21 protein-coding genes are annotated in these 24,580 nt (G+C 67.3%); 10 read left to right on the top strand and 11 right to left on the bottom strand.

Annotation, left to right across the window (positions count from 1 at the left end; genetic code table 11):
- Positions 1-159 precede the first annotated feature (159 nt).
- The 8 genes from F790_RS0103445 to F790_RS0103410 all read left to right on the top strand — a co-directional run bounded on the left by F790_RS0103445 (position 160) and on the right by F790_RS0103410 (position 9,797).
- Complete coding sequence (locus F790_RS0103445; protein WP_019022518.1) at positions 160-783, top strand: cytochrome c; 624 nt, start codon at positions 160-162, stop codon at positions 781-783.
- Positions 784-1,044: 261 nt separating this feature from the next.
- Entirely contained in the window at positions 1,045-3,138 is a 2,094-nt protein-coding gene (locus F790_RS0103440) for a cytochrome c biogenesis protein ResB (RefSeq protein WP_019590845.1), read from the top strand.
- A gap of 28 nt (positions 3,139-3,166) precedes the next feature.
- Entirely contained in the window at positions 3,167-4,339 is a 1,173-nt protein-coding gene (gene ccsB, locus F790_RS0103435; protein ID WP_018868934.1) for a c-type cytochrome biogenesis protein CcsB, read from the top strand.
- Positions 4,340-4,969, top strand: a complete 630-nt coding sequence (locus tag F790_RS0103430; RefSeq protein WP_019590844.1) for a thiol:disulfide interchange protein DsbA/DsbL — start codon at positions 4,340-4,342, stop codon at positions 4,967-4,969.
- A 29-nt stretch (positions 4,970-4,998) separates the two neighbouring features.
- The gene (locus tag F790_RS0103425; RefSeq protein ID WP_019590843.1) at positions 4,999-6,645 is read left to right on the top strand and encodes an acetolactate synthase large subunit; all 1,647 of its coding nucleotides are present in this window, start codon (positions 4,999-5,001) and stop codon (positions 6,643-6,645) included.
- 42 nt (positions 6,646-6,687) lie between these two features.
- Entirely contained in the window at positions 6,688-7,536 is an 849-nt protein-coding gene (locus F790_RS0103420) for an endonuclease/exonuclease/phosphatase family protein (RefSeq protein ID WP_019022514.1), read from the top strand.
- A gap of 86 nt (positions 7,537-7,622) precedes the next feature.
- Positions 7,623-8,903 (top strand): GGDEF domain-containing protein, encoded by a 1,281-nt coding sequence (locus F790_RS0103415; RefSeq protein WP_019590842.1) that lies wholly within the window; start codon positions 7,623-7,625, stop codon positions 8,901-8,903.
- A gap of 15 nt (positions 8,904-8,918) precedes the next feature.
- Positions 8,919-9,797 (top strand): PfkB family carbohydrate kinase, encoded by an 879-nt coding sequence (locus F790_RS0103410; protein ID WP_019590841.1) that lies wholly within the window; start codon positions 8,919-8,921, stop codon positions 9,795-9,797.
- 95 nt (positions 9,798-9,892) lie between these two features.
- Here F790_RS0103410 and asnB read toward each other — a convergent pair whose 3' ends face one another.
- The 8 genes from asnB to F790_RS0103370 all read right to left on the bottom strand — a co-directional run bounded on the left by asnB (position 9,893) and on the right by F790_RS0103370 (position 17,679).
- Positions 9,893-11,914, bottom strand: coding sequence for an asparagine synthase (glutamine-hydrolyzing) (gene asnB / locus F790_RS0103405; RefSeq protein ID WP_019590840.1), 2,022 nt, complete (start codon positions 11,912-11,914; stop codon positions 9,893-9,895).
- A 90-nt stretch (positions 11,915-12,004) separates the two neighbouring features.
- Positions 12,005-13,084, bottom strand: a complete 1,080-nt coding sequence (locus tag F790_RS0103400; protein WP_019021497.1) for an aspartate carbamoyltransferase — start codon at positions 13,082-13,084, stop codon at positions 12,005-12,007.
- Complete coding sequence (locus F790_RS14935) at positions 13,072-13,194, bottom strand: hypothetical protein (RefSeq protein ID WP_018868948.1); 123 nt, start codon at positions 13,192-13,194, stop codon at positions 13,072-13,074. Before F790_RS14935 ends, F790_RS0103400 begins: the two co-directional genes overlap by 13 nt.
- Positions 13,191-14,675: a sodium:solute symporter family protein gene (locus F790_RS0103390; protein WP_019590839.1), complete on the bottom strand. Its 1,485-nt coding sequence runs from the start codon at positions 14,673-14,675 to the stop codon at positions 13,191-13,193. The genes F790_RS14935 and F790_RS0103390 overlap by 4 nt, the downstream gene beginning before the upstream one ends.
- Complete coding sequence (locus tag F790_RS0103385) at positions 14,672-15,412, bottom strand: cysteine hydrolase family protein (protein ID WP_018868950.1); 741 nt, start codon at positions 15,410-15,412, stop codon at positions 14,672-14,674. The genes F790_RS0103390 and F790_RS0103385 overlap by 4 nt, the downstream gene beginning before the upstream one ends.
- A 31-nt stretch (positions 15,413-15,443) precedes the next feature.
- Positions 15,444-16,685: a Zn-dependent hydrolase gene (locus F790_RS0103380; RefSeq protein ID WP_019590838.1), complete on the bottom strand. Its 1,242-nt coding sequence runs from the start codon at positions 16,683-16,685 to the stop codon at positions 15,444-15,446.
- A 44-nt stretch (positions 16,686-16,729) separates the two neighbouring features.
- Positions 16,730-17,158: a hypothetical protein gene (locus F790_RS0103375; RefSeq protein ID WP_019590837.1), complete on the bottom strand. Its 429-nt coding sequence runs from the start codon at positions 17,156-17,158 to the stop codon at positions 16,730-16,732.
- Between the two features lie 5 nt (positions 17,159-17,163).
- Complete coding sequence (locus tag F790_RS0103370; RefSeq protein ID WP_026332842.1) at positions 17,164-17,679, bottom strand: MarR family winged helix-turn-helix transcriptional regulator; 516 nt, start codon at positions 17,677-17,679, stop codon at positions 17,164-17,166.
- 370 nt (positions 17,680-18,049) lie between these two features.
- On the opposite strand from F790_RS0103370, the gene F790_RS0103365 reads away from it, so the two are divergent.
- Positions 18,050-19,087, top strand: a complete 1,038-nt coding sequence (locus tag F790_RS0103365) for a porin (RefSeq protein WP_018947204.1) — start codon at positions 18,050-18,052, stop codon at positions 19,085-19,087.
- A 114-nt stretch (positions 19,088-19,201) separates the two neighbouring features.
- Here the strand turns inward: F790_RS0103365 and F790_RS0103360 are convergent, their stop codons facing one another.
- The 3 genes from F790_RS0103360 to F790_RS0103350 all read right to left on the bottom strand — a co-directional run bounded on the left by F790_RS0103360 (position 19,202) and on the right by F790_RS0103350 (position 23,549).
- Entirely contained in the window at positions 19,202-21,151 is a 1,950-nt protein-coding gene (locus tag F790_RS0103360) for a M48 family metalloprotease (RefSeq protein WP_019590834.1), read from the bottom strand.
- Positions 21,152-21,329: 178 nt separating this feature from the next.
- Positions 21,330-22,736, bottom strand: a complete 1,407-nt coding sequence (locus tag F790_RS0103355) for an AmpG family muropeptide MFS transporter (RefSeq protein ID WP_019590833.1) — start codon at positions 22,734-22,736, stop codon at positions 21,330-21,332.
- Between the two features lie 39 nt (positions 22,737-22,775).
- Positions 22,776-23,549, bottom strand: coding sequence for an exodeoxyribonuclease III (locus tag F790_RS0103350; RefSeq protein ID WP_255349446.1), 774 nt, complete (start codon positions 23,547-23,549; stop codon positions 22,776-22,778).
- 101 nt (positions 23,550-23,650) lie between these two features.
- On the opposite strand from F790_RS0103350, the gene pyrE reads away from it, so the two are divergent.
- On the top strand, positions 23,651-24,286 hold the full coding sequence (gene pyrE / locus F790_RS0103345) for an orotate phosphoribosyltransferase (protein ID WP_018868959.1): 636 nt from the start codon (positions 23,651-23,653) through the stop codon (positions 24,284-24,286).
- Positions 24,287-24,580 lie beyond the last annotated feature (294 nt).

The raw sequence follows: 24,580 nt of genomic DNA, 5'->3' as shown, positions 1-24,580 counted from the left end.
ATCGAAATCATCCTGAGCTGAGCGGGACAGTGGGAAACTTTTGTGGGTTCCCTGGCGTTGTGCTATAAACTGCGCCCCAGATTTTGATCGCCCTTCTACACGGGGCACAAGGAACGGGTCGAGGCCCGGCACGCATATACAAGCAGGAGATTCTCCACCATGAACCACAAGCTTTCCGCTCTCTTTGCTGCCCTGTCCGTCTCCCTGATGCTCCCGCTCTCGGCGGCCCAGGCGGGCGATCCCCAGCGCGGTCAGGAACTCTCGCAGTCCTGCGCCGCCTGCCACCAGGCCGACGGCAACAGCACCAATCCCGAGTGGCCCAAGCTGGCCGGGCAGCACCCGAAGTACACGGCCAAGCAGCTGCGCGACTTCCAGGATGGCGAGCTCCGCTACAATAACCTGATGGCCGGAGAGGTCGCCGACCTCAGCGAGCAGGACATGAAGGACCTGGCGGCCTATTACGCCGAGCAGAGCATCACGACCGAGACCGCGGACGAGAGCGTGGTCGCCCGCGGCGAGCAGATCTATCGCGGCGGCATCCCGTCGGAAGGCGTGGCCGCCTGCATCGCCTGCCACGGCGCCCAGGGCCAGGGCAATCCGGAGGCCATGTTCCCCAAGGTCGCCGGTCAGCACGCGACCTACAGCCTGGACCAGCTGCAGCAGTTCCGTGACGGCGAACGTCGCAACGACAACGGCCAGATGATGCGCGGCATCGTCGGCAACATGTCGGATGAAGACATGGAAGCCGTGGCCCAGTACATAGCCGGCCTGCAGCCGAACTGAGCACGGTACGTACGGCCCGGGTGCGCAGCGGTGCTCCGGGTTCGTCCGGTTTACGAGGGGGCGGCTTTGGCCGCCCCCTTGTCGTTTCGGGGCCCGGAGAATGCCGGGGGAACCCGGACACTGGAATGAAGTCGGAAGACGGGACGTCTGGTCCCGCGCCCTTCACGCAGCGCCGGAACCCAGCGTCCGTGCGGAATGTCGTGGAAATTGAATTTCCGACCGCGTCCCGACACATTCGGGGCGATTAACGCAGGTTTGAACATGGCAGAATCCCATCAGCCCGCAGGGGCCTCCGAACGCAGCAACCGGACGGGCTCCGAGTCCTCGTCCGGCCGTCAGGCCCGGACCCCGCGCCGCAGCCGGATCATCGTCGAATTCCTGGGGTCGATGAACCTCGCGATCACCCTGCTGGTGGCCCTGGCCATCGCCTCGGTGATCGGCACCGTGCTGGTGCAGAACGAGCCGTACACCGAATACCTGATCCAGTTCGGGCCCTTCTGGCACGAGATCTTCGCCGGGATGGGGCTCTACCAGGTCTATTCGGCGACCTGGTTCCTGCTGGTGGTGACCTTCCTGGTGGTTTCCACCGCCTTCTGTGTCTACCGCCAGACGCCGGGTATCCTCAAGGACCTGCGCCGCTACAACCTGCAGGTGAAGGAAAAGTCCCTGCGTTCCTTCCCGGCCAGTTCTACCGGGGATCTGGGGCAGTCGCAGGAGGATTTCCTCGCCCATGCCCGCCGGGTTCTGAAGGCCCAGGGTTTCCGGGCGCGGGAAAAGACGCGAGACGGCGAGACGGTCGTCGCCGCGATGAAGGGGCGCTGGAACCGCCTCGGCTACATGCTGACGCACGTGGGGATCGTGGTGATCTGCGTGGGCGCGCTGCTCGACGGCCAGTTCCTGCTCAAGGTCAACGAGTGGATGGGCAACGTGGAGATCGAGACCCGTTCCATCCCCGAGTCGCAGGTGCCCGAGATCTCGCGCGTCCCGGTCAGCAACCCGTCGTTCCGCGGCAGCGTGGAGATCCCCGAAGGGGCCTCGGCCAACGTGGTCTTCCTGCCGGTGCGCGAGGGGTATCTGGTGCAGGATTTGCCGTTCCGCGTGGAGCTGGAGGAATTCCGGATCCAGCGCTTCTCGACCGGCGCCGAGCAGTCCTACGAGAGCGATCTGGTCATCCATGATCCGGAGCGCGACGAACCGTTGCGCGCCACCATCAGCGTGAACGACCCGCTGATCTACGATGGCTATGCGATCTACCAGTCCAGCTTCGCCGACGGCGGTACGCGTCTCGAAATGGAGGCCATCCCGCTCGGCGCAGGCGCCCTGCGCGGCGTGGATTTTCCGGGCCGGATCTTTGACGAGATGGATATCCCGGCCCCCGGCGGCGAGGAGCTGACGATCGAGTTCATCGACTTTTCCGTGGTGAACACCCAGGCGCTGCTCAACGAGGAGGGCGAGGAAGAAAACGTGTTCCTCGGCCCGCGCGTGGATTTCCGCCTGGTGGACCGCACCGGCGCGGGACTCTATTACCGCAATTATCAGAATCCGATCCCGCAGGAAGGGGCGAAATATTTCCTCAGCGGTGTCCGCGAGAGTCCGGCCGAGGAATTTTCCTACCTGTTCATCCCGGCGGACGCGGATGACTCCCTGGATCGCTTCCGCACCTATCTGACCATGCTTCACGATGACGAGGTCCGCATGGCCGTCGCGCAGCAGGCCGCGCGGGGTTCGGAGGACATGATGGGCGGAGAAGAAGGGCGCCAGGCGATCGCGCGCACCGTCAGCATGCTCATGCAGACCTTCGCCGAAGGCGGTTACCCTGCGGTGGACGCCGAGATCGAGCAGCGCATCCCCGAAGGCCAGCGCGAGCAGCTCGGCGGCCTGCTGTTCCAGGTCCTGAACTCCGGGCTCCAGGGCCTGTACATGGAAGTCCTGGAGGAAGAAGGCGTGGTGGCGATCACCGAGGCGGAACAGCGCTGGCTGGAAGATGCCGTTTCGGCCATCAATGCCCTCAACTTCTACGGCTCGCCGTATTTCTTCCGCCTGGACGACTTCGACCATCGCGAGGCCTCGGGCCTGCAGATCGCGAAGGCACCGGGCGAAAGCACGGTGTACACCGGCAGCCTGATGCTGATCATCGGGATCTTCCTGATGTTCTACGTGTCCTACCAGCGTCTGTGGATCGTGGCACGTCCGAACGAGGACGGCAGCGGCACCCACGTGGTGATGGCGGGCACGAGCAACCGTCACCGGGTGGAATTCGAGAAGCGCTTCGCGCATCTTAAACGGTGGATCATCGAGCAGAAGAACGTTGGCGACGATGAATCGCCGGATTCTGCAACCAACAAGAACGACTAAGTCGCACGCAGTCGGAGGAGAGCGCCCCATGTCTGTACCCCACGAGGCCCTGGATTTCGAACGGCCCGGATTCTTCCGGCAGCTGCTTCTGCGGGACTGGGCCTACATGGCCCTGGTCCTGGCGGTGGCGGTCACGGCCTATGCCATGTACGGCCACATGATGGACCGCTACGACACCGGCGGCCTGATCCTCGCGGCCGGCATGAGCGCCTGGCTGGGCTGGTTCTGGCGGCCCTGGCAGCTGTTCTCCGTCATCGTGGCGGCGCTTTCGCTGTTCGGGGTCTGGCTGTACGGGGATGATCTGGCGCGCGGCGAGAGCGTGTTCTGGCTCAACTACATCGGTTCCGGCCAGGCCGGGGTGATGTGGATGAGCGTGATGGTCTACCTCTCCACGGTTGCCTATGCCGTGGGTCTGTTCTCGCGTTCCGACTTCCCCTATCGCGTTGGCGGGGCCTTCGCCTGGATCGCGGCGGGTGCGGGGCTGATGGCCCTGATGGTGCGCTGGCGCGAGATCTATCTGCACGACCCGAGCTGGGGCTACATCCCGGTCGCCAACCTTTACGAGGTGTTCGTGCTGATGGTGGCCATGATCGCGCTGATGTACCTGTACTACGAACAGCGTACCGGCCAGCGGGGCATGGGTGCCTTCGTGATGCTGGTGGTTGCGGCCTCCACCACCTTCCTGCTGTGGTACATGTTCGATCGTGATGCCCACATGGTCGAACCGCTGGTGCCGGCGCTCAACAGCTGGTGGATGAAGATCCACGTGCCCACCAACTTCGTCGGCTACGGCGGATTCGCGATCGCGGCGATGCTGGGCGTGGCCTATCTGGTGCGCCACCGCATGGAACGCACCCGTCCCGACTCCCGTGTGCTGGCCCGCATCCCGAGCAAGGATGCGCTGGACGGGGTGATGTACAAGGCGATCGCCATCGGCTTCGCGTTCTTCACCATCGCCACCGTGCTGGGCGCCATGTGGGCGGCCGAGGCCTGGGGCGGCTACTGGACCTGGGACCCGAAGGAAACGTGGAGCCTGATCCTGTGGCTGACCTACGCGGCCTGGCTGCACATGCGCTTCACCAAGGGCTGGCGCGGTCCGGGCATGGCCTGGTGGGCGGTCATCGGTCTGTTCGTCACCACCTTTACCTTCCTGGGCGTGAACATGTTCCTGTCCGGTCTGCATTCCTACGGAGAACTGTAAATGAAGCGTCGTCAGTTTCTTGGAACTCTGGCCGGTACGGGCGCCCTGCTGGCGTCCGGCCGCCTGCTGGCCGACTTCGCCGAGGGGCGCAACTTCATGCGCCTGGACTCGCCCGTCGATTACGGTCTGGACGAAGGACGGATCAAGGTCGTCGAGGCCTTCTGGTACGGCTGCCCGCACTGCTACTCGTTCGAGCCGCTGGTACAGGAGTGGAAAGCCGAACTGTCCGATGACATCGAATTCGAGTACATGCCGGCCCCGCTGAACGATGTCTGGGCCCTGCACGCGCGGGTCTACTACGCGGCGGAGCAACTGGGCATCGTGGATGCCATCCATCAGCCCTTCTACGACGCCATTCACGAGCAGGGGCGCGAGATGCGCTCGGAGAGCGCGATCCTGCGGTTCGTCAACCAGATGGATCAGGATGCCGACGCCTTCCGCGAGGCCATGCGTTCCGACGAAGTGGCGCGCAAGGTCGGCCGTTCCGCCGAGCGCGTCCGCGAGTACCGTCTGGAAGGCGTCCCGTCGATGGTGGTCAACGGCGAATCCGTGGTTTCGGCCAGCATGACCACCAGTCACGAGCAGATGCTGGAGATCGTCGATCACCTGATCGCCGAGGCCCGGGGCTGAGCGCCCCGGCCCGACCCTCGAGGGACCGCATGTCCGATCCGTCGCCGACTACCGCACGGCGCCTGGTACAGTGTCTGGAGCAGGAAGGGGTCGAACGGGTCTTCGGCCTGCCCGGCGAGGAGAACATGGCGGTCCTCGATGCCCTCGAGGACTCGCCGATCGAGTTCGTCACGACCCGCCACGAGCAGGGCGCGGCCTTCATGGCCGATGTCCACGGCCGCCTGTCCGGCCGGGCCGGGGTCTGCATGGCGACCCTGGGGCCCGGTGCGACCAACCTGATCACCGGTGTGGCGGATGCCAACATGGACCACGCGCCGCTGGTGGCCATCGCCGGCCAGGCCAGCACCCATCGGCTGCACAAGGAATCCCACCAGGTCCTGGACCTCAAGGGGCTGTTCGGTCCGGTCACCAAATACGCCTCCAGTGTGGTGGAGCCCGAGATCCTGCCCGAGGTCCTGCGCAAGGCCTTCAAGTGGGCCGAGGGCGGCAAGCCGGGGGCCAGTTTCATCGAGCTGCCGGAAAACGTGGCATCCCAGCCCTGCCCGGTGGCGCCGCTGCCGGTCCACTCGGGGGCGCCGGCGGTGCCCGCGGAGGCGTCCCTGGCGGCCGCTGCACGGTTGCTGGAGCAAGCCCGGCATCCCCTGGTCCTGGCCGGTAACGGTGTGATCCGCTCGGGCGCCAGCGAGGCCCTGGCGCATTTCGCCGGGACCCTCAATATCCCGGTGGCCAACACCTTCATGGCCAAGGGCGTGTTGCCGTTCCGCCACCCGCTGGCGCTGGGAAGCGTGGGCCTGCAGAGCCGCGACTACGTGCACTTCGGCTTCGACAAGGCGGACGTGGTCCTGTGTATCGGCTACGACCTGGTCGAATACCCGCCGTCACTGTGGCACCCGGAGGGTGACTGCACCCTGATCCACGTGGATGCCTCCCCGGCGGAGATCGACGGCCACTATGACATCCAGGCCGAGGTAATCGGCGATCTGGATACCTGTCTGCGGGATCTCGCGGAGCGGGTCAGCCCGCGCGAGGAGACCGTGCTGCGGCCCCTGCGCCAGTTGCTGATCGACGACATGAACGAGCATCGGGAGGACACCGGTGTCCCGATGAAGCCGCAGAAGATCATCTGGGATCTGCGCACCGCCGCCGCACTGGGTGCCGTCGTGATCACCGACGTGGGTGCCCACAAGCTGTGGATGGCCCGCATGTTCCGCTGCGAGCAGCCCAACACCTGTCTGATCTCCAACGGGTTCGCGAGCATGGGCATCGCCGTGCCGGGGGCAGTGGCCGCGGCCGCGCTGGACCCCGGCCGCCAGGTCGTGGCGGTCACCGGAGACGCCGGCTTCCTGATGAACGTGCAGGAACTGGAGACCGCCGTGCGCCTGGGCCAGAATTTCGTGGTGCTGGTGTGGAACGACAGCGCCTATGGCCTGATCGAGTGGAAGCAGGTGCGCGAATATGGCCGCAAGGCCTCGGTGGACTTCGGCAACCCCGATTTCGTCGCCCTAGCCCGGTCGTTCGGGGCCGAAGGGGTGCGCATCGAGCCCGGCGACAGTCTGGAACAGGCCCTGCGTTCCGCCCTGGCGCGCCCCGGAGTCACCGTCATCGACTGTCCGGTCGACTATTCTGAAAATCTCAAGCTCACGGAACGCCTGGGGGATCTCGTCTGTCCCTTCTGAACAGGAGTCCCGTGAGGGATGACGGGCAGGAAGGATGACACCATGACGGAAAACGGCGCGTCCGCGGAGCCTGGCGAACCCGCCCGTGGTCTGGTCTGGCAGCCGGAGGCTGCGGGCCAGCGACTGCGTCTGCTGAGTTTCAATGCCCAGGTGGGCATCCATTCATCGCGTCTGCATCATTACGTCACCAACAGCTGGAAGCACGTGCTGCCGTACGGCGGACGCATGACCAACCTGGAGCGCGTCGCCCGCTTCATCCGCGACTTCGACATTGTCGGCGTGCAGGAGCTGGACGGCGGCAGTCTGCGCTCGCGCTTCGTCGATCTGTCCAGCTGGCTGTCCGACCGTGCCGACTTCCCCCACACGTATACCCGCATCAACCGTGATCTGGGCCAGATCGCCAAGCATTCACTGGCGCTGTTCTCACGGATCGAGCCGGTGCATGTGCAGATGCACAGCCTGCCCGGGCCGCTGCCAGGACGCGGGGCGGTGGAGGCGCGGTATGCAATGGGGAATGGCGAGGAGCTGGTGCTGTTCCTGCTGCACCTCGCGCTGAGTCGGCGCGCGCGTCGCCAGCAGCTGGACTATGTGGCCGAACGCATCGAGGATCAGCCGCACGCGGTGGTGATGGGCGATCTCAACTGCCAGCAGGACAGCCCCGAGATCCGCCGCCTCGTCGCGCGTACCGGGCTGATGGAACCCATGGCCTGCCCCGCCACCTATCCCGCCTGGGACCCGCAGCGGGTGTTCGATCACATCCTGCTGACCCCGGACCTGCACGTGTCCGACATGCGGGTCTACAACGTTGCGCTGTCCGATCATCTGCCCGTGGGTGTCGAGATCCAGCTCCCCGCGAGCGAACGTCTGGCCGCCGGGACCGCTCCCGCCTGACCGGTCCGCGCGCCGCATTTCCGGGGTTCGGCGGTGGCATTCAGGTCGCCCATCAGCTGTAATGGGCGCCCGTACAGGGGAGAGCCATGGCCGACAACGACCTGCGCAAGAACGTCATCGAACTGGAGTCGGCGCTCAATGCCGAGCGCGAGCGCATGCGTTCGCTCCGGCGCGTGGCCCTGCGCGCCCTGGCCGTCCTGTCGGCCCGCGAGCCTGATCTCGAGGGCGCGGTGCATGACCTGACGCGCACCATCGAAGACAACCCCGAGGATACCCGGGCCCTTGATCGCATGAGTGCCCGGCTGGCGGACACCATCCGCCAGCAGGACCAGCGCGAGGACCTGGAAGCCGGTTTGCTGGCCGCGCTGGAGAGCGGGTTGCAGGGCTTCACGTTTCTGGCCGAAGACCTCGCAAAGGTCCATCAGGCCGCCGAACGCGGAGACGCGGACCTGACGCGCCGAAGTCTCGCGCGGGTGTTCTCCGCGTTGCAGGAGAACTGCGGCCAGGCGCTGGCCGAGCGCGAGCAGCTCTCGGAGGTGATGGGCGAGATCCGTTCGCGCCTGAATGACGTGGATTCGGCCCTGTCGGCCGACCACGACCACTCGGAACGCACGCGGACGTCCATCCGCGAGCTGCACGAGAACATCTCCGGGGATGTCAGCAGCATCAAGGGCCGCGTGGTCGACATCACCGACATCGACACCATGCGCCGCGAGGTCGTTGAGGGCCTCGACCGGGTCGCCGACCGGGTCCGCGATTTCCGCGATACCCGCGAGGCCGAACTGCTGGCAGCCCTGGAGCGCAACCGGGCCCTGCGTGCGCGCAGCCAGGAGCTGGAGAACCAGGTCGCCGGGCTGCATGACCGACTGTCCCGGGCGCGGGACGAGGCCACCCGCGACAAGCTGACGGGGCTCCTCAACCGGCACGCCTTCGACCAGCGGATGGCCGCCTTCCCGGCCGATGCCGGGCCGGCCTCTCTGATCGTCTGGGACATCGATCATTTCAAGCTTATCAACGACGAATACGGCCATACCTCGGGCGACCGCATCCTCAAGGCCGTCGCCGAGGTGCTGGCCGAACGCGTCAGTGAGCCCGACTTCGTCGCCCGTTACGGCGGCGAGGAGTTCGTGATGGTGATGCATCAGCCGCTGGAGGCCGCCCGCGAACAGGCCGACCAGCTGCGTCGCGAAGTGGCCGCCATCGTGGTCAGGGCCGGCAGCAAGCGCCTCAAGGTCACCATCTCCGGGGGCCTTACGGAGCTGCGTGCCGACGCGCCCGAGGGCACCGCCTTCGAGCTGGCCGACAAGGCGCTGCTGGCCGCGAAACGCCAGGGCCGTGACCGTATCGTCGCCGTTGCGCCGGACTGACCGGAGGGTTCGAGAATGCCGGAAGTATCCGACGTGATCGTTGGTGAAGTCCTGTTCGACCGTTTTCCGGACGGCCGTGAAGTCCTGGGCGGAGCCCCGTTCAACGTCGCCTGGAACCTGCACCAGCTGGGGGAACCCGTGCTGTTCGTCGGTGGTGTGGGAAACGACGCCGCCGGGGGACGCGTGCGCGAGGCCATGCGCGAGGTCGGCCTGGCGGAAGACGCACTGTATACGCACCCACAGGCCCCCACCGGCGCGGTGCAGGTGACGGTGGAGGACGGCGAACCCGCCTATCACATCCTGCCCGACCAGGCCTATGACGACCTGCCCGCGACGGTCGATCCCGCGGTGCCAGCCCGCATCCCGCTGCTATATCACGGCACGCTCGCCCTGCGCAGCGGCAACCGCGAGCTGCTGGCGGCTTTGCGCCGGCGCTGCGAACGCCGCTTCGTCGACGCCAACCTGCGCGAGCCCTGGTACGACCCGCAGGACGTGCGCGACCTGCTCCGGGGTGCCGATGTGGTCAAGCTGAACGCCGACGAGCTGGCCACGCTGTTCCCGGACACCCCGGCGGCGGAGCGCGCCGATCACTGCCTGCAGGCCTGCGACATCCAGTCCGCGCTGATCGTCACCCTGGGCGCCGACGGCGCCGAGATCCATCCGCGCGCCGGTCAGCCCGTGCGCGCCCGCGCCCCGGTGGTGGAAGGCATGCAGGACGCGGTAGGCGCCGGCGACGCCTTCGCCAGCGTCGCCATCCTGGGCCTGCGCCGCGGCTGGGGCTGGGAAGGCACCCTGCACCGTGCCCTCGAATTCGCCGCTCGCGTGTGCACCCTGCAGGGTGCCACCACCAGCGACCCCGGGTTCTACCGCAGCGCGGTGGCGGCCTGGACTTAGTCCATTGCCGCCTGCGTCAGCTCGTGCGCCGTCCGGGAAACGGTTCCGCCTGACACGGACCGTTTCCGCTGTTTTCCGGGCCCGAAGGCCCGAAGTCAGGCGCTCCAGCCGAATTCGCGGGCCTTCTGTGCCGCCAGCGCGGGGATGTCGGTGGCCACGAACTGCTCGTGCAGTACCTGCACGCCGATCATGTGGTTGATCACCGCATCCAGCTGCACCTGGGTCGCCGCCGGGGTTTCCTCCGACTCGTGGATCTCGAACACCTGGCGCACGCCTTCGGGGTCCAGCAGCCCGGCCTCGGCGATCTTGTCCTCCGACAGGTAGCGATCCGCCAGCGCCTTCATCGCCGCCCATTTGGTCGGGTCGGTGTGGGCCGGCGGTGCCATGAACGGGAATTTCTCGCGCTCGTACAGCACCTTGGGCAGCAGGCCCTTCATCGACTCGCGCAGCACGTATTTTTCGTTGCGGCCCTTGATGCGCATGGTCGGCGGCAGCTGCGCGGCGAACTCGGCCAGGTGGTGGTCGAGGAACGGCGGGCGCGCCTCCATGGAGTTGGCCATGTCCATGCGGTCGCCGCCCCAGGTGAGGATCTGGCCCTCCAGCATGGTCTTGATCCACACGTACTGGGCCTTGTCCAGCGGGTGGCGGCCTTCCAGCATGTCGTCGTCCAGGGCGTCGGCGATGGCCTTGCCCGGCTTGTAGTCCTTCATGCGCTTGCGCCGCTTCGGATGCAGCAGACCGGGCACGTGCTCGGCGGCCGCCAGCCAGGGCTGCAGGCAGGACGGGGTAAAGCCCATCATGCGGTTGAAGTCGGGGTCGGAGACCTCGTCCTCGGCCAGCATCGCCCCGGAGACCAGTTCGTTGGACTCGTTGAGCATCTGCTGCCAGGCCTGACGGTCGCCCTCCGGCAGGGTGTCCAGCCCGTGCAGGAACATGTCGCGGCGAAACGCCGGGTAGCCGCCGAACAGCTCGTCCGAGCCCTCCCCGGTCACCACCACCTTGTAGCCGGCGTGGTTCACGTGCCGGCTCATCAGCAGCTTGGCCACCGCCAGGGTGTTGTAGATGGTGCGCTCGGCGTGCCAGAGCGCCTCCTCGAAGTTGTCATACAGGTGGTCGGCGTCCAGCGACATGATGTCCTGGTCGGCGCCCACGCTCTCGGCCATCTCGCGGGCGATGGCGGTCTCGTCGTAGTCGTCGTTGTCGAAGCCGATGGTGAAGGCCTTCACCGGCGCCTGCTGGCTGGCCGAGGCCAGGCCCAGGGTGATGCAGGAGTCGATCCCCCCGGAGAGGTAGCAGGCGACCGGCACGTCGGCCTCCAGGCGCAGCTGGGTGGCCTCCATCAGCTTGTCGCGCACCCCCTCGATCCAGTACTCCTCGTCGGTCTCGCTTTCCGGCGGGCGCTCCGAGGCCAGCGGGAAGTCCATGTCCCAGTATTTCTCCTGGCGGATCTTCAGCTTGCCGTGGGCGCGCTCGACGATGACCACGTGGCCGGGCTTGACCTGGTGGATGCCCTCGAAGGCGGTGGTGCCCGGCACCATGGTCTGCATCAGCTGGTGGTACAGGCCGTCGTCGGAGAAGCGCCGCTGCACGTCCGGGTTGGCGAACAGGACCTTCAGTTCGGAGCCGAATACGAAGCTGCCGCCGGCAGTTTCGGTGAAGTACAGCGGCTTGATGCCGAAGCGGTCGCGTGCCAGCACCAGGCGGTCGTGCTTGCGGTCATACAGCGAGATCGCGAACTCGCCGCGGAAGTATTTCAGCGCATCCTCCAGCCCCTCGCGCTGGTACAGGTGCATCACCATCTCGGAGTCGCTCTTGGTGCGGAACTTCACCCCGCGCGAGGTCAGATCGGTACGGATGCGCTTGTAGTCGTACAGCTCGCCGTTGACCGCGGTCATGATCTCGCCGTTGCTCATGGTGAACGGCTGGCGCCCGCGGTGCTCGTCGAGGTCGATGATCGACAGCCGTGCGTGGCTGAAGCCCACGCCGCGATCATCCTGCGTCTTGTAGCCGAAGCCGTCGGGGCCGCGGTGGTACTGGATCGCGGCCATGTTGACCAGGGTCTGTGCATCGACCGGACGTTCCGGGTCGGCGTGAAAGATGCCGCCAATGCCGCACATGGGGGTGTCTCCTTGAGTTATCCATCGGGGGCGAGCGGGGCCGGGTCGCCGCGCCGCTCGCCGTCAGTCAGGCAATCATACAACCGGGGGTCAGCCCTCCGGGGTGTCCATCACCGCGCTGATCCGGCGCACCACCGTGGTCAGCAGGGCCATGCGCACGAACACCGCCCCGCGCGCCTGGGCGAAGTACCAGTTGTGCGGGGTGTCGTCGAGATCGGTCGACAGCTCCGCGCCGCGCGCCAGCGGATGCATGATGATGGCACCTTCCTTCAGCGGCGACTCGCGGTTCAGGTTCAGGCCTTCGCCCATGGACTCGAAGGTGTCGCCGACCCAGGCGATGGCGTTGATGTAGACGACGTCCAGTTCCGGGAGCACCGGGTCCAGGTCGTTCACCACGCGCAGCTTCAGGCCCGCGCCCTCGAGCAGCTCGCGCTGCTCGGGGTCGAAGTTCTCCTCCTCGCGCGAAATCACCACGATCTCGTCGATCGCCTCGGGGAACAGGCTCAGCATGCTCAGCAGGCTGCGCACCGTGCGCATGCGCGAGGGCACGCCCACGATCCCCACCTTGATGTGCTTTTCCGGCGGGCAGTCGGGCAGGAACACTTCCGGGCGCCACTTGGCCAGGGTGTACACGTCCGCCAGCGCCTGGGTCGGGTGCTCGTCGATCCCGTTGCCGGCGTTGACCAGCGGGATGCGCAGGTTCTCGAGCATGTTGTGCACGGCCTCGCCGTCCGAGGAACGCAGCACCAGCACGTCGCCGTAGTTGTTGAACATCTCGGCGATGTCGGCCAGCGACTCGCCCTTGGCGATGCCGGTGCTCTTCGGGTCGGTGATCGACATCACCGATCCCCCGAGCCGGTGCCAGGCGCTCTCGAACGACAGCCGCGTGCGGGTGGACGGCTCGTAGAACGCGCTGATCAGGATCTTGCCGGCCAGCGGCAGATGGACCAGCGCCGGCGTGGTCTCGTACTGCGCGGCCAGGCGGAACAGCTGCAGCAGCTCTTCGCGCGTGAACTGCCGGCTGGAGACCACGTGCGAGGCGGCCAGTTTGAGCAGCGGGTCGGGGTTTTCCTCCACCGCCTCCAGCAGCGCGCGCGGGCGATCGGTGCCGGCGGCACCGTCCCGCGGCTTGAGGGTGTTCAGCGGGTCATCGGGATTCACCAGAGGCATCCTCTCTTCCAGTCACGGATGAACAGGGCGATCAGCAGGATCGGGGTCAGGGTCGCGACCGTGGTCGCGATGATCACGATGGTCGCCAGTGCGGTTACCGGGATCGTCATGTCGTCACCTCCGGGGTGTCGCGGCCGGCGGGCGCGTCGTGGTCATCCTGCGCCAGCCGGCCCCAGTCGAAAGGCCGCGGGAACAGCCAGGTGCCGGCGACCATCACCACCAGCGAGACCGCCGCGCCCACCAGTGCGGCCACGTACCAGCCGATCATGAAGTAGCTGGCCAGGCCCAGCCCGGAGCCCAGCAGCATCGCCCAGGCGGCCGCCTGCGGGTTGGCGCGGCGCCAGTACAGCCCGGCCACGATGGGCCAGATCGCGCTGGCCACGAAGGCCCCGGTGAAATACAGCAGGGCCGCGAGCGAGCCGACCACCGGAACCTCGCCGCGGTAGCTGGCGGCCAGCCAGGTCAGCAGCCCCAGCAGCACCACGATCACCTTCGTCGCCCGCAGCTGAGTCTGTTGCGAGGCGCGCGGATGGATGTGCCCGCGGTAGATGTCACGGGTGACCAGGTCGGAGGTGGCCGCCAGCAGCGAGTCGAGGCTGGAGGCCAGCGCGGCGAACACCACGATGAACACCACGATCGCCCCGGTCAGGCCGAGCACCTCGGCGGCCACCAGCGGGCCGACCATGTCCGCCGCCGGCACGTTGATCCCCAGCGCCGGGGTGGCCAGCGCCACGAAGCCGGCCACAATCGGGATCGGCAGCCACAGCAGTCCGCCCAGCAGGTAGGCGCGGAAGCCCACGTTGCGGCCGAAGGCGAAGGCGCGCGACCACCACACGTTGGAGTGGAAGATCTCGCCCACGCCGAACAGCAGGTTGTTGAACAGGAACATGATCGCCGCCGGGAACAGCAGGCTCAGCAGTTCCGGGCGTTCTTCCATCAGGTCGAAATGGATCGCCTCGAAACCCACCCGGTCGATGGTCATCCAGGCGAGGAAGGCGGCGCCGGCGATGATGATCACGGTCTGGATGAAGTCGGTGCCGATCACCGCGCGCAGCCCGCCCAGCAGGGTGTAGATCACGCACACCGTCAGGATCACGGTCATGCCCACGCGGTAGTCGATCCCGGCCAGGGCGTTGATCAGCACCCCGCCGGCCATCGCCATGGAGATCAGCCAGCCGAAGGCGTAGATCAGGGATACGCCGAGGAACACCCGCCAGGTGAAGGTCCCGTAGCGCAGACGGATGAAGTCCCCGGAGGTAAAACCGTGCGGCATCAGTTCGCGGATGCGCCGGGCCAGCGGGGCGAACAGGATCAGACCCAGCGCCCCCAGCGAGTAGCCCAGCATGCCCCACACGCCCAGCTCCAGTGCGAGCTGCGGGGCGGTCATGGTGGTGTTGGCGGTGACCCAGGTGGCCATCGCGGTGGCGCTGGCCAGAGCCAGCCCCACGTTGCGCCCGGCCAGCATGTGGTCGGCGGCGGTGTAGTTGCGGCGTCCCAGCCAGGCGCCCAGCGCGACCCACAGGACGCTGAAGGCCGCCAGCAGTCCCCAGGCGACGGAAGTCGGGAGGATGGGCTCCTCGAGGGCGGTCACGACGCCTCCTGCACCCTCGTGATCTCGCGGATCGCCTCGTCCGTGGTCATCACGCGGGCGTAGCGGTCCTTGATGGTGGTGATGGTGGCGCGTTGCATCTCGGGGGTCACCGTCGCACAGCAGTCCTCGATGAGCGTCACGTAGAAGCCCAGGTCACAGGCGTCGCGCACCGCGGTGGAGACGCATTCGTTGCTGTACACGCCAACGATGAACAGGGAGGAGATCTCCAGGTTCCGCAGGATGTAGTGCAGATTGGTCGAGTTGAACACGCCGCTCGCGGTCTTGTCGAGGACGATCTCATCGCCCTGCGGCGCGACCTCGTGGACGAATTCGGCATCCTTGCTGTCGGGGGCCGCATGCAGTCCGAGACGCTTGTGGCCCGGGCTGCGGTCGCGCCCGTCGCGGGTCAGCGAACGGATGCGGGTGTGGATGACCTCCATCTCCTCGGCGCGGAAGGCATCCTGCAGGCGGCGCACGTTGGGCAGGACGGTCTCCTCCAGGCGATGGAAATAGTACTCCTGGGCCTCCAGCGGGATGCCGGATTCGGCCGAATCCGCGAACACCCCGTGGCCGCGCGCGGCGTCCAGGTACTGCAGGTCGATGCACAGCAGGGCGACATGGTGCTCGCGCAGCTCGCGCCGCAGTACCGGCTTGCTGATCAGGCTCTCCTGGTACTGCTCGCGCAGCGGATCCAGGGAGTCGTAGTCGGTCAGGCGGGAAACGTTGTCGTCGGCCATGCCGCGGGCTCCTTGGTCGGTTGGGGTGGCGCTACTGCGGGGCCGCCAGTGCCAGCGCACTGTGCAGGGCCAGGTTGGCGCCGGTCTCGATGTCCTCCCAGTTTGTCCATTCCGCGGCCGAATGGGAACGCCCCTGCAGGCTGGGCACGAAGATCATCCCGGTGCGGGTGATCGCACTCATGCTCTGGGTGTCGTGCGCCGCGCCGCTGGGCATGGTGATGTATTCCAGTCCCATGCGTTCGGCCTGGCCCTCGATGGTCTGCACGATCCCGGTGTCGCAGCGCACCGGGTCGATCTCCGAGAGCACGTCGAACTCGAACATCAGGTCGCGCCGCCGGGCCAGGCTGGAGAGCGTGCGCCGCGCCGCGTGCGCCAGTGCGGTCAGGACCTTCTCGTCGGTGTCGCGCACCTCGAACGAAAAGGTCGCCATGCCGGGCACGGTGTTCGGCGCCCCCGGCGACAGCTCCACGCGGCCGATGGTTGCGCGCGAGTTGGGGCTGCCGTGTTCCTCCAGCAGACGGTCGATCTCGCCGCCGAACTCGGCCAGTCCCTGGAAGGCATCCGCGCGCATGTCCATGGGCGTGGTGCCCGCGTGGTTGGGCTGGCCCTTCAGGCGCACCTCCCACTTGAACAGCCCGGTGATGGCCTCCACCACTCCCACGCTCAGGCCGCGCCGGTCCAGCACCGGCCCCTGTTCGATGTGGGTCTCGATGAAGGCGTGCAGGGTGTTCGGGTCGCGCCGCGCGGCCAGCGCGTCGTCGGCGTTCAGGCCCCAGGCCGCCATCGCGTCCACCAGCGTCACGCCCTCCAGGTCGCGCGCATGGCTGATGCTCTCCGGGGTCAGTTTGCCGGCCATCGCCTGGGAGCCGAACATCCCGCCGAAGCGGCCCTCCTCGTCGGTGAAGTCGATCACCTCCAGCGGGTACTGCAGCTCGATCCCCTGCTCCTGCGTGGTGCGCAGCACCTCCAGCCCGATCAGCACGCCCAGCGCGCCGTCCAGCGGACCGCCGCCGGGCACCGTGTCGAGATGCGAGCCCATCGCCACCACCGGCCGCCGGCCGTCGTACTGCAGGCGACCGTGCAGATTGGCGGCCCCGTCCTGCCAGACATCCAGACCGGCCGCCTCCAGGCGGTGGCGGAACCACTCGCGCCCGGCGCGGTCGCCGTCGGAGAATGCGCGGCGGTGCAGGCCGCGGTCGGCATCGCGACCGATCTGCGCGAGGTCGTTGATGTCCTGCTGCAGGCGCTGCATGTTGATGGCGAAATCGGGCATGAAGGTCTCCGGTTGGCCGGGCCAATGGCCCGGGGCATGGGGGGTCAGCCGCGCGGGCGGCCCCGCAGCAGCACGACGATCAGCACCAGGAACACCGCTCCGCCGACGGCGAAGAAACCAAACGCGCGGGCGAGACTGTGATGCTCGACCTCGACCGTGACGCGGTCGCTCCAGGCATCCTCGTCGGCGTCGGCCGCGCGCAGCCGGAACCGGTATTCACCGTCCGGCAGGCCGCTGATCACGCTGCTGGCGTCGCCGCCTTCGTAGATCACGCGGGCATCGTCGAAATCGGGGCCGCTGGCGCGTTCCAGCACCACTGCGGCATCGGATTCCCAGTGCAGGGTGAAGCCGCCATCGGCGGAATGTTCGGGCGGATCGTCGAAGCGGGGTTCGGCCAGGGCCGGGCCGGCCAGCAGGACGAGCGCCAGCGCCAGCACCGCGAGGCGGCCGAAGCTGGCGGCGAGGCGGAGCATCCCGTTCAGGCCCCGCCCTCGAACGGCTTGAGCCCGGCGCGCTGCTCGGTGGACTGCATGGTTTCCACCAGTATCGCCAGGTTCTGGTCCAGATCGGCCAGTTCCTCGGGGGGCATCGCCTCCAGCGCCCGGTTGAGCTCGCCCTGGGGGGCCGCCGGGGCGCGGTCCAGCAGTTCCTCCCCGGTCTCGGTGACGTACAGGCGAACGATGCGCTGGTCGCGCTCCGGGCGGCGACGTTCGACCAGGCCCTGCTGCTCCAGCTTGTCCAGCAGGTTGGAGGTGGTGGAGGCATGCACCGACAGCCGCCGCGACAGGTCGCTCACGTTCAGGCCCGGCGTGCGCTGGAGTTCCCACAGCGCCCACAGCTGCGAGGCACTGATCCCGCAGGCCCGCTCCACCGCGCGCGAATGCCCCTGCAGCGCCCGGATGATCACCCGCAGCTGGCGGATGACCGAGCGTGCGGGGTCCTCGCCCCCGGACGGGGCGGCGGACGTTTGCGTGGCGGCGCTGGCGGATGACATGCGGTTCTCGGCAGTGATGGTCAACGAACATTATTTTTGCGCAAAAATACCTCCGGCGCAAACCGTGTCACGAAAACACGGCCCGGTGGCCTTCACCCCGTGCGACCGCGCCATGCCGCCGTGCGTTCGGCGGAACTTCGGGACCCGCAGGCGGTCCTTCCGCTTGTGGCGCACAACAGACACACCGGATACATGCGTGTCGGCCCTTTACAACGAATTAGACTTCGTTTATATACCCGTGCTGGTGTGCAGTGGAATGGATCGTCCGCGATGTTCCGCGCGCAGCTGTTGCAAAAGCCGCACACTGACCGGACGGCGGAGCCGGTTCCGGACATCCCGAAAAAATTCAATTGAGCGCGAGGACAGGAAGATGATGAACAGGAAGATGCTTGCCGCGGCGGTGGCCGCGACCCTGGCCGCCCCCGGCATGGCCATGGCTCAGGAAGAAGGCGCCGGCCCGATCGACTGGGATTTCTACGGCTCCCTGCGGCTCCAGTACGAAGCCGCCGATCCGGCTGAAGAGGATAGCTACGACGGTTTCCGCGATGCCTACTCGCGTGTGGGCTTCACCGGCAGCCTGCCGCTCAACGAAGGCCTGAACGCCTTCGCCCAGCTGGAGATGCCGCTGGATCTGGCCAATGGCAAGGTGCAGGACCCGTTCAACACGGCCGATGAAGACATCCGCATCGGCAAGATCGGCCTCGAGTCCGATGTGGCCGGCACGTTTGCCTACGGCCGTGACTGGATGCCGTACTACAACGCGATCGCGTTCCCGGTCGACATGTTCAGTTCCTTCCAGTCGGGCTTCGCGACCTATACCACGTTCCGCGAAAGCGACAGCGTGATGTACTACTCCCCCGACTTCAACGGCTTCTCCTTCGGTGCGGCGTACAGTGCCAACTCGGGATATGCCGACAGCTCCGGTTCTCCGGACGACCGTTACCAGCTGACCGGTTCCTACTCGTTCCAGGACACCACGCTCTCGCTGGGCGTTGACGACGTGGATGGCGCCCAGAACACCCGTATCTGGGGCTTTTCCGCGATGCACAGCATGGGTGACCTGTCCCTGTCCGCCAAGGTCGAATACATCGACAGCGATCAGGATGAGGACGTGTTCGGTGATGACGGAGACATCGCCGCCAATGTGTACGCCGCCTACGACTGGGGTCAGCATACCTTCAAGGGCATGCTTGCCAACGTCGATAACTACGGCGAGGACGTCGTCCATCTGGGTTACGACTTCAACGTCAACGATGCCCTGAAGTTCTTCGCCGAGTACTATTACGAGGAAGAGCCGACCGGTGCGATTCCGGCCGAGCGTGCGCGTGATACCGGCACGGATCCGATCCCGTTCCCCGAAGACGGCTCCAACAAGGTCTTCATGGTCGGCATGCACTACAGCTTCTGATCGCGCACCGCGCGAGTTTCAGCAAGCGGCTGTAACGGGAAGGCCCGCATCGCGAGATGCGGGCCTTCTTTCGTTGCGGGCAGGGCCGGGGGCGCAGTGCGCTCCGAAGCCCCTTCAGTGGCCGGCGTCGAACAGTTCGCCGGCATCCGGCAGCGGTACGTTCAGGTGCAGCGAGGCGGCCATCATGCGTACCAGCTCGCGCAGTTCCGCGGTGGGGTCGCCGCGCTGCTGCACGGTGTCGTCCATGGCCTGCAGCAGCCGCTGGCGGTCGTTGCGCGGCATGCGCGCCAGGCGCGCCAGGCGCTCCAGCGCGCGGTCGAGGATGCGCGCCCAGGCCGCGGACTGGCTGGCCTGACGCAGCTCCTCGGGGATGGGGGCACTGAATGGCAGGCTGCCGGTGAAGCGGCCCAGACCGGCGATCAGCGCGGCCTCGGCCGCCTCGGGGTCATCCGGGTGGCCATGCAGCGCGAGGGTCGCCAGCAGGTAGCGTGCGGCGTTTTCGCGGTGCCGGGCGTTCTTCCCGGCGGGATCCTTGCGCCCGTGCGTCCTTTCGCCCCCGTGCCCGTGACGCCGGTCGAGGTGTTCGATCAACATGCGGCCGTCGGCATGGATCAGGCGTTCCACGAGTCCGGCCAGGGTCCGTTGTTCGTCGCGGCTCAGCCGAGCCAGCGCAGGGAAAGCCATCTCGGTCAGTGGAAGGCGGTGTTCGGCCGCGGGTTCGGGGACCATCGCGCGGAGCTGGCGCACGCGTTCCTCGCTCTCCGGGCCGCGGGTCTCCAGGATCATATGGAGCTGCTGTTCGCGGATCTCCGGATCCGGATGCAGGATCAGGTAGAGCACCAGATCCGCGACCCAGTGCGGATTGCGGGCGGAGCGGGCCAGTTCGCCCGGCAGCGCGGCCAGCAGGGCGGCGGCTAGCGAGCCGGGGGCGGCCCCGAAGGCCTCGCCCAGCGGCCCGTTCTCCTCCTCTTCCCGCTGCTGCTCGGCGGCAGCCTCCTGCTCGCGGCGTCGGCGCTCGCGTTCGGTCACCGCACGGCGTACCCGGTCGGTGGCCTCGCGGCCCAGGCGTTCCAGGCCCTCCTCGTCCAGTGGCTGGCCCAGCCGCTCCAGGCGTTTCTCCAGCGGCGGATGGGTATCGAGCAGCTGGTCAATGGCGCCGTTGGCGAACAGCATGTGTCCGACCATTGCCGGGCTGGCGTTGAGACCGGCGTAGCGCGCGGCTACCTTGCGCAGGGCGCCGGCCATGCCGTCCCCGTTGCGGGTGAACTGCACCGCGTGGGCATCCGCGCGGTACTCCTGTTCGCGCGCGATGGCTGCGCGGATCAGGCGCCCGCCGATCAGACCGATCCCACCGGCAGCCACCAGCGCGAAGTTGAACCACACCGGCCCCCGCATCTCTCCCGGGTCGCTGCGCGCGCGCCGTCCGGGCAGCATGCCCAGGCCCAGCAGCGCGATCATCTCGATGCCGAACAGGATGCCGACCAGCTGCGTGTTCAGGCGCATGTCGCCGGCACGGATATGGCCGAACTCGTGGGCGACCACCGCCTTCAGTTCCTGGCGGTTGAGGCTCTCGATCGCCCCGCGCGTTACCGCGATGGCCGCGTCATGCGGGGTGAAGCCGTCGGCGAAGGCGTTGATGCCCAGCTCGCGTTCCAGCACGAAGATCGCCGGCACCGGCAGCCCGGCGGCGATCGCCATCTCCTCGACGATGTTGCGCAGCCGCCGGTTCTTCGGGTCCTCGGGCTCGGCATCCACCGGATCGCCGCCCATCTCGCGCGCGATGCCGCGCCCGCCGCCGGCACGCCGCAGCTGGTACAGGCGCCACAGGCTGGCCCCGGCGATGACCGCGATCGCCAGTCCGGTGGTCCACAGCAGAAAGCCACGGTGCTCCGTGAGCATCTCGGCGGTGGGCATGAGCTGCCGGAGTTCCTGCCAGGGCTCGACCAGGGTATACAGCAGCAGGATATTGAGCAGTGCCACCATCAGCACCACCACCAGCACGAACAGGCCCAGCAGCAGCGTCAGCCGCCGGCGTGCCCGGTCCTGGTATTCAAAGAAGCGCATTCCTTCGCCGTCCCCGGTTGTGTTCCCCGCTCCCCCGTATACAACCGGGTTTGGTGCGCGGGGGCAAGGCCGCTGCCGGCATCGCGTGCCAGCACGCTTCCATGGATGGGAGGATGCGCACGGAACGGTGGGAGCCTGCTTGCACCGGCCCTGTTCGCCTGCAAGCAGGCTCCCACGGTCAGTCGGCCCGTTCGGCGGGGGCCTCTTCGCGCCCGGGCTGAGGCATGCGGTCGGGGTTGGCGACGCGTGCGATCCACAGCGCCAGCAGGACCGCGGGGATGCCGATCGCGGCCGAACTGACGAAGAACCAGAACCAGCCCATGAACTCGGCCATCACCCCGGTGAAACCGGCGAGGAACTGCCCGGGCAGGGTCATCAGGGAGCTGAACAGGGCGTACTGGGTGGCGGTGTAGGCGCTGTTGGTGAGACTGGAGAGGTAGGCGATGAACACCGAGATCGCCATGCCGCCGGTCACGTTGTCGGCCATGATGGCGAATACTAGCCCGTAGAGCTCCGGACCCAGCAGGGCCAGCCAGGAGAAGGTCAGGTTGGTGATCGGCGCCAGCAGCGCGGTGGCGATCAGCATGCGCATGATGCCGAAGCGTGCGACCAGCAGCCCGCCGACAGCGGCCCCGCCCAGGGTCATCGCCAGGCCGAAGGCCGCGGCGATATTGGCGATCTGGTCCTTGCTGAAGCCCAGGTCCAGGTAGAACGGGTTGGCCATCACCCCCATGAAGATGTCGCTGATGCGGAAGATCGCGATGAACGCGATGAGCAGCAGGGCGATCCTGCCGAAGCGCTTCCAGAATTCCACGAACGGACAGATGAAGGCGCCGATGAACCAGGCCTTGAAGGCGCGCCAGTAGCCGGTGTCCGAGGTGTTGTTGATGTAGTCGAGCACGCGCTGCTCGATCTGCGCGGTCCTGCGGTCGCGCTCGGCCACCTCGGGCTCGCGCACGATCAGGGTGCAGATCACGCCCACCAGCATGAGCGCGGCCATGGTGCCGTAGGCCAGGCCCCAGGTCCCCACCGCGGCGATGTGCAGTGCCCCGGCCCCGGCGGTCAGCAGGGCCACGCGGTAGCCGGTCACGTAGGCCGCGGCCATCGCCCCCTGGCGTTCCTTGGTCACCGCCTCGATGCGGTAGGCATCGATGGCGATGTCCTGGGTTGCCGCCGCGAACGCCGTGATCACCGCCCACACCGCGACCAGCCACAGCTGCTCGGTGGGGTCGGTGAGCGCGATGCCCGTGAGCGAGATGATGATCAGGGCCTGCGCCAGCAGCATCCACGCCCGGCGCCGGCCGAACAGCCGCGTCAGCACCGGCAGCGCAAGGCGGTCCACGATCGGCGCCCACAGCACCTTGATGCTGTAGGCCATGCCCACCCAGCTGAGAAAGCCGATGGACGACAGCTCCACCCCGAGGTCGCGCAGCCAGGCGGTGAACGTGCCGCCGGTGAGCAGCAGCGGCAGCCCGGCGGCAAAGCCGAGGAACAGCATGCCGATGACACGCGGATGGCGGTACACCGCCAGTGCCGCGCGCCAGTCACGGCGCGGTGCGGCCTGCGCGTCGTCGGCGGCGCTCATCGACGGGGCATGTGCCGGGCGGCGAGCCCGGTGCGGCTGTCAGGGCGCGTAGTCATAGTCGATCCAGAACGGCGCGTGATCGGAGAAGCGCTGCTCGGTATAGATGAACGGGTCGCGCGCGGTGGCGGCGATGCCCGGAGTGGCGATCTGGTAGTCGATGCGCCAGCCCACGTTCTTCGCCCAGGCCTGACCGCGGTTCGACCACCAGGTGTACTGCCCGGGGCGGTCGTCCAGCCGGCGGAACACATCCACCATGCCGATCTCGTCGAACAGGTGGTCCAGCCACGCCCGTTCCTCGGGCAGAAAGCCCGAGTTCTTGCGGTTGGAGCGGTAGTTGGTCAGGTCGATCTCCTTGTGCGCGATGTTCCAGTCGCCGCAGATCACCCATTCGCGCCCGTCCTGCATGCGCTCCGCCAGCCACGGGCGGAAGAAATCGAGGAAGCGCCATTTCGAGTCCTGACGGTGGTCGCCCGATGAGCCCGACGGCAGGTAGAGCGACACCACCGACAGGTTGCCGAAGCGCATCTCCACGTAGCGTCCCTCGTTGTCCGCCTCCTCGAAGCCCAGCCGGGTGATGACCTCGTCCGGCTGCATCCGGCTGTACATGGCCACACCGCTGTAGCCGGGTTTCACCGCGTCCACGTAGGCGCTGTGATAACCGGGCGGATGGAAGGGCTCGCCCTGGATCTGGTGGATCTGGGCCTTGGTCTCCTGGATGCAGACCACGTCGGCTTCGGTGGTGGGCAGCCAGTCGAAGAAGCCCTTGCGGGCGGCGGCACGGATGCCGTTGGCGTTCATGGACATTATGCGCATGGCGCGCAACGATACCCGCGCGCGCGGCCGGCGAAAAGACCCGCCCGGACGCTGTGTCAGAATAGGGGCCGTTTCCCCTCGCAATCGACCACGGAGCCGTCATGACCGCCCACGCCTTCCTCGAATACGCCCTGCAGCGCGACGTCCTGCGGTTCGGCGAGTTTACGCTGAAATCGGGCCGTACCAGCCCCTATTTCTTCAACGCCGGGCTGTTCAACCGCGGCTCCGACCTGGCCCGTCTGGGCGAGTTCTATGCGCAGGCGATCGTGGATTCCGGGATCGACTTCGACCTGATCTTCGGCCCGGCCTACAAGGGCATCCCGCTGGCGGCGGCCGTGGCCGAAGCCCTGTACCGCGACCACGACATGGACCGCCCCTGGGCCTTCAACCGCAAGGAGGCCAAGGACCACGGCGAGGGCGGCAACATCGTGGGCGCCCCGCTGGAGGGTCGTGTGCTGATCGTGGACGACGTGATCACCGCCGGCACCGCCATCCGCGAATCGGTGGACATCATCCGCGCCGCCGGCGCCTCGCCGGTGGGGGTGGCCATCGCCCTGGACCGCGAGGAGCGCGGTGCGGGCGAGCGCTCGGCCATCCAGGAAGTGGAGAGTGACCTGGGCATGCAGGTGGTGCGCGTGGCGCGGCTGACCGACCTGGTCACCCTGCTGGAGCAGACCGGCCGCGCGCCGGAACACCTGGACGCCCTGCGCGCCTACCGCGCCGAATACGGCGTCTGACGGGGTGTGATGTCGCGACAGATCGACCTCCCGGAAACACGATAGATCTGGACCGCCACCCTGGCGTACCCGCCGACCGAGCCATTGACCAACGGACATGGCCCGGGTCTTTCTGCTGGTGGATTGCCGTCGGTGGTGGTGCCTGACGGACACGGCATTGCGTTTTGTGAACCTTTTCCCTTGATCCTGTTACCCGTATTCTGGATCGTCTGCAGGTAATTAAAGCCCTGACCACGGAGTGGTTAATGCCTTCTCGCAACGGACTGTTCTTCACCCTCGCGCGTGCGGGGGTGG

Origin of the sequence: Thioalkalivibrio sp. ALE20, assembly GCF_000381405.1 — a bacterium.
In the GTDB taxonomy this organism is placed as follows: Bacteria; Pseudomonadota; Gammaproteobacteria; order Ectothiorhodospirales; family Ectothiorhodospiraceae; genus Thioalkalivibrio.
The sequence above is the reverse complement of the archived record's forward strand: the minus strand, read 5'-3'. Positions and strand labels throughout refer to the sequence as shown.

Coding starts and splice junctions, on each gene's coding strand:
- F790_RS0103445 (WP_019022518.1), top strand. CDS start 160: ATGAACCACAAGCTTTCCGCTCTCTTTGCTGCCCTGTCCGTCTCCCTG.
- F790_RS0103440 (WP_019590845.1), top strand. CDS start 1,045: ATGGCAGAATCCCATCAGCCCGCAGGGGCCTCCGAACGCAGCAACCGG.
- ccsB (WP_018868934.1), top strand. CDS start 3,167: ATGTCTGTACCCCACGAGGCCCTGGATTTCGAACGGCCCGGATTCTTC.
- F790_RS0103430 (WP_019590844.1), top strand. CDS start 4,340: ATGAAGCGTCGTCAGTTTCTTGGAACTCTGGCCGGTACGGGCGCCCTG.
- F790_RS0103425 (WP_019590843.1), top strand. CDS start 4,999: ATGTCCGATCCGTCGCCGACTACCGCACGGCGCCTGGTACAGTGTCTG.
- F790_RS0103420 (WP_019022514.1), top strand. CDS start 6,688: ATGACGGAAAACGGCGCGTCCGCGGAGCCTGGCGAACCCGCCCGTGGT.
- F790_RS0103415 (WP_019590842.1), top strand. CDS start 7,623: ATGGCCGACAACGACCTGCGCAAGAACGTCATCGAACTGGAGTCGGCG.
- F790_RS0103410 (WP_019590841.1), top strand. CDS start 8,919: ATGCCGGAAGTATCCGACGTGATCGTTGGTGAAGTCCTGTTCGACCGT.
- asnB (WP_019590840.1), bottom strand. CDS start 11,914: ATGTGCGGCATTGGCGGCATCTTTCACGCCGACCCGGAACGTCCGGTC.
- F790_RS0103400 (WP_019021497.1), bottom strand. CDS start 13,084: ATGCCTCTGGTGAATCCCGATGACCCGCTGAACACCCTCAAGCCGCGG.
- F790_RS14935 (WP_018868948.1), bottom strand. CDS start 13,194: ATGACGATCCCGGTAACCGCACTGGCGACCATCGTGATCATCGCGACC.
- F790_RS0103385 (WP_018868950.1), bottom strand. CDS start 15,412: ATGGCCGACGACAACGTTTCCCGCCTGACCGACTACGACTCCCTGGAT.
- F790_RS0103380 (WP_019590838.1), bottom strand. CDS start 16,685: ATGCCCGATTTCGCCATCAACATGCAGCGCCTGCAGCAGGACATCAAC.
- F790_RS0103375 (WP_019590837.1), bottom strand. CDS start 17,158: ATGCTCCGCCTCGCCGCCAGCTTCGGCCGCCTCGCGGTGCTGGCGCTG.
- F790_RS0103370 (WP_026332842.1), bottom strand. CDS start 17,679: ATGTCATCCGCCAGCGCCGCCACGCAAACGTCCGCCGCCCCGTCCGGG.
- F790_RS0103365 (WP_018947204.1), top strand. CDS start 18,050: ATGATGAACAGGAAGATGCTTGCCGCGGCGGTGGCCGCGACCCTGGCC.
- F790_RS0103360 (WP_019590834.1), bottom strand. CDS start 21,151: ATGCGCTTCTTTGAATACCAGGACCGGGCACGCCGGCGGCTGACGCTG.
- F790_RS0103355 (WP_019590833.1), bottom strand. CDS start 22,736: ATGAGCGCCGCCGACGACGCGCAGGCCGCACCGCGCCGTGACTGGCGC.
- F790_RS0103350 (WP_255349446.1), bottom strand. CDS start 23,549: ATGCGCATAATGTCCATGAACGCCAACGGCATCCGTGCCGCCGCCCGC.
- pyrE (WP_018868959.1), top strand. CDS start 23,651: ATGACCGCCCACGCCTTCCTCGAATACGCCCTGCAGCGCGACGTCCTG.